This is a genomic window from Megasphaera micronuciformis F0359 (genome assembly GCF_000165735.1).
GTDB classification, from domain to species: Bacteria; Bacillota; Negativicutes; order Veillonellales; family Megasphaeraceae; genus Megasphaera; species Megasphaera micronuciformis.
Window position 1 is genome coordinate 1 of record NZ_GL538192.1, and the last position, 2907, is coordinate 2907.

At 31.1% G+C, this 2907-nt stretch carries 7 protein-coding genes; 2 read left to right on the plus strand and 5 right to left on the minus strand.

Going from position 1 to position 2907, the window contains the following annotated elements:
* Window positions 1–10: 10 nt before the first annotated feature.
* From HMPREF9429_RS03330 to HMPREF9429_RS03345, 5 genes are all read right to left on the minus strand, one after another.
* Window positions 11–319: an arsenic resistance protein gene (locus HMPREF9429_RS03330; protein ID WP_006941599.1), complete on the minus strand. Its 309-nt coding sequence runs from the start codon at window positions 317–319 to the stop codon at window positions 11–13.
* Window positions 316–465 carry a low molecular weight phosphatase family protein gene (locus HMPREF9429_RS09145; RefSeq protein WP_006941600.1) on the minus strand — a complete coding sequence of 50 codons (150 nt, stop codon included), beginning with the start codon at window positions 463–465 and terminating at the stop codon, window positions 316–318. Before HMPREF9429_RS09145 ends, HMPREF9429_RS03330 begins: the two co-directional genes overlap by 4 nt.
* A gap of 67 nt (window positions 466–532) precedes the next feature.
* A complete protein-coding gene (locus HMPREF9429_RS03335) occupies window positions 533–841 on the minus strand; it encodes a thioredoxin family protein (RefSeq protein ID WP_006941601.1) in 309 nt (102 codons plus the stop codon).
* A gap of 12 nt (window positions 842–853) precedes the next feature.
* Window positions 854–1864: a permease gene (locus tag HMPREF9429_RS03340; protein WP_198005677.1), complete on the minus strand. Its 1011-nt coding sequence runs from the start codon at window positions 1862–1864 to the stop codon at window positions 854–856.
* 79 nt (window positions 1865–1943) lie between these two features.
* Entirely contained in the window at window positions 1944–2213 is a 270-nt protein-coding gene (locus tag HMPREF9429_RS03345; protein ID WP_006941603.1) for an ArsR/SmtB family transcription factor, read from the minus strand.
* Between the two features lie 127 nt (window positions 2214–2340).
* On the opposite strand from HMPREF9429_RS03345, the gene HMPREF9429_RS09245 reads away from it, so the two are divergent.
* Together HMPREF9429_RS09245 and HMPREF9429_RS09250 are read left to right on the plus strand one after the other, a co-directional pair.
* Window positions 2341–2628: a hypothetical protein gene (locus HMPREF9429_RS09245; RefSeq protein WP_040773621.1), complete on the plus strand. Its 288-nt coding sequence runs from the start codon at window positions 2341–2343 to the stop codon at window positions 2626–2628.
* Between the two features lie 60 nt (window positions 2629–2688).
* Window positions 2689–2892 (plus strand): hypothetical protein, encoded by a 204-nt coding sequence (locus tag HMPREF9429_RS09250; protein ID WP_006941605.1) that lies wholly within the window; start codon window positions 2689–2691, stop codon window positions 2890–2892.
* Window positions 2893–2907: the final 15 nt, after the last annotated feature.

The window sequence follows — 2907 nt, forward strand, 5'->3', positions numbered from 1 at the left end:
AGTAGCTTAATTATATCTGTCCAAGAAAATGGAGGCAGATCAAATACATAGTAAACGGTTTTATTATCCAATTCACAAACCATGTAATAAAAAGCCCCTTTGGATTTTTGATACTCTTAAAGTCAATCTTTAACATCATAGGATAAATCATAATCCAAAGTAGTATTGTTGTTGGTATTGATACATTATAAAACTCTAATTTCCCCAAAGCATTTGGAACAATTGGAATAAAACGACCAATTAAGACTCCAATAACCATACAAATTAAAACCCATAATGTTAGATTTTTTTCAAAGAAACTTATATCTTGCTGTTTCAATTATTTTCCCATTCCTTGACTTCTTCGATTAAATCAAGTACCTTTCTTTCAATTTCTTTTATGACGGTTATAAATTCTTCATCTGGTTTCCCTGATGGATCAGCTAACCCCCAATCAGCTTTTTTATAAGTGTACTTTTTCGCCAAAGCTTAAGCAATCTGACTCCTGCAAGAATTGTGCACGCACACAAAGGCTACCTTAATTTTCATAGTATTATCCTCTTGAATTCTTGATAAGCTGAACGCATTCATCCGTAGTTAAAACTTTTCCATAACTTACAACCTTATTATCAATCACAAGTGCAGGTGTTGTCATTACTCCCATGGCTGCAATAAGTGTGAAATCTCTTATGTGTTTTACTTCTTCTTTAATATTTAGGCAGGCTAAAGCTTCTTTTACATTTTCCTCTAAAGAATTGCATTTAGCACATCCTGAACCTAAAACGTAGATTCCTTTTTCTTCAATTTTACTTTCCCCTTGTTCCGATGCCCCGTTACAACGGGCTTTTTTCTTAAATAACATTTTTCTTCCTCCTTAAATAAACAGATTTTGTAATAAATTAAAAATATATCCTGTTATTATAATTCCTAACGTTGTTATGCCGATAAAAATATATAAAAGTTTCGGTTTTATTGCCTTTCTTAACATAATCATTGACGGTAAACTCAGTGTAGTTACTCCCATCATAAAAGCTAAAATCGTTCCAAGCATCGCTCCTTTTGAAAGTAAAGCTTCTGCAATTGGTATAGTTCCAAAAATATCAGCATACATTGGTACACCAACTAATGTTGCTAAAACTACACCTAACGGATTATTACCTCCTAGTATTTTTTCTATTAACGTTTCTGGTATCCAATTATGAATAATCGCTCCAATTCCTACTCCAACTAAAATATATGGAAACACTTTTTTAAATGTTTCTACTACTGCATTTTTCGCAAATAGCAATCTTTCTCTCTTCTCAATTTTTGCATCTTCAATTTGAATTCCTCTCGGTGCATTTAATATAAAATCTTCCACTTCACTTTCAAGACCGAGTTTTTCAATTATAATTCCTCCAATAACAGCAATTAAAAGTCCTAATAAAACATACACTATTGCAACCTTAGCTCCGAAAATACTCATAAGCAGTACTAAAGAACCTAAATCAACCATAGGTGATGATATTAAAAAGCTAAATGTAACACCTAACGGAAGTCCGGCTGATGTAAATCCTATAAAAAGAGGAATCGATGAGCAGGAGCAAAATGGTGTAACTGTACCTAATAGTGCAGATATAATGTTTCCCCATATACCTTTAAACTTTGATAATATTTTTTTGCTTCGTTCAGGTGGAAAATAACTTTGAATATACGAAATTATAAAAATTAAAGTACATAATAAAATACCTATTTTTATTACATCATAAATAAAAAAATGCAGTGACGCTCCAACTCTGGAACTTAAATTTACACCTAAAATATTTAATATATGCCCTATTAAATCGTTAAGCCATTTCATTCCTAAAATTTGGTTCTGTATAAATTCACCTATTAACACAATCATTACATTACCTCCTAACATATTAAATATTTTTGATGTGTTATTTGTTTTTTTAGTCATCCTACATTGGATGACTAAAAACTTATAGATAATCGTCTAATATTTTTTTTGCTTCTTGTATCCCTTTTTCATTAATACTGTAATGCGTCCATTTTCCATCCTGTCTGAAATTTACTATACCTGCTTCACTTAAAATTCTCATATGATAAGATAATCCGGACTGAGTCAAATCAAGTTTTTCAAGTAGTACACAGGCACATTTTTCTTCGTTATGGATCATATCTAGTATTTTTAATCTTTTTGAATCGGAAAGAGCCTTAAACACCCTAGCATTATCTTCATATTTTTTCATAGACAACCTCACATCAAATATTTTTGATGCATTTATTGTATGCCCAATAAAAACAGTTTGTCAACATCAATTCAAAAATGAACTGCACCCCAAAAATTGGACACAATTTTTGGAGGTGCAGTTTTTTGTGTCAAAATATTCAAAAGAAGTAAAAGAAAAGGCTATTTATCTTTCTGAAAAAGGATGGAATTCTTTTAGCATTGCTAAAGAACTTGAGATTCCAGAAAGTACTGTAAATGGGTGGTTACTTAAATTTAAGATTAATCATAATATAAATAGAAAAATGGTTAAACAGGTATTTTCAGCAGACTTCAAACGTAAAGTTATTGAAACCAGATGGAAAAATAAGTTATCCTTTAAGGAAGTAGCAGAACATTTTAATTTAGATAATCCTAGCCTAATCGCAGCATGGTAAAAAAGATACTTAGATGAAGGAATCTCAGGATTACAACCTAAACCTAAAGGTAGACCATCTATGAAACCGAAAAAACTAATACCACCCACAAAAGATCAAAGTATTAAATCAGACAAAGAACGGATAAAAGAACTAGAAGCTGAAATCGCTCGGCTGAAATATGAAATGTCTTTTTACGATGACTTTATGAAAGAAATGCGTGAAATTGCTAAACCCAATAGAGCAGTAAAAAAAAAGCACAAACAATTGCCATCGAAAGATTAAGAAAAATATATCCCC

Bases quoted from the DNA above. Each gene is read 5' to 3' on its own strand.
- HMPREF9429_RS03340 (WP_198005677.1), bottom strand. From the start codon at position 1,864: ATGATTGTGTTAATAGGTGAATTTATACAGAACCAAATTTTAGGAATG.
- HMPREF9429_RS03335 (WP_006941601.1), bottom strand. From the start codon at position 841: ATGTTATTTAAGAAAAAAGCCCGTTGTAACGGGGCATCGGAACAAGGG.
- HMPREF9429_RS09250 (WP_006941605.1), top strand. From the start codon at position 2,689: ATGAAACCGAAAAAACTAATACCACCCACAAAAGATCAAAGTATTAAA.
- HMPREF9429_RS03345 (WP_006941603.1), bottom strand. From the start codon at position 2,213: ATGAAAAAATATGAAGATAATGCTAGGGTGTTTAAGGCTCTTTCCGAT.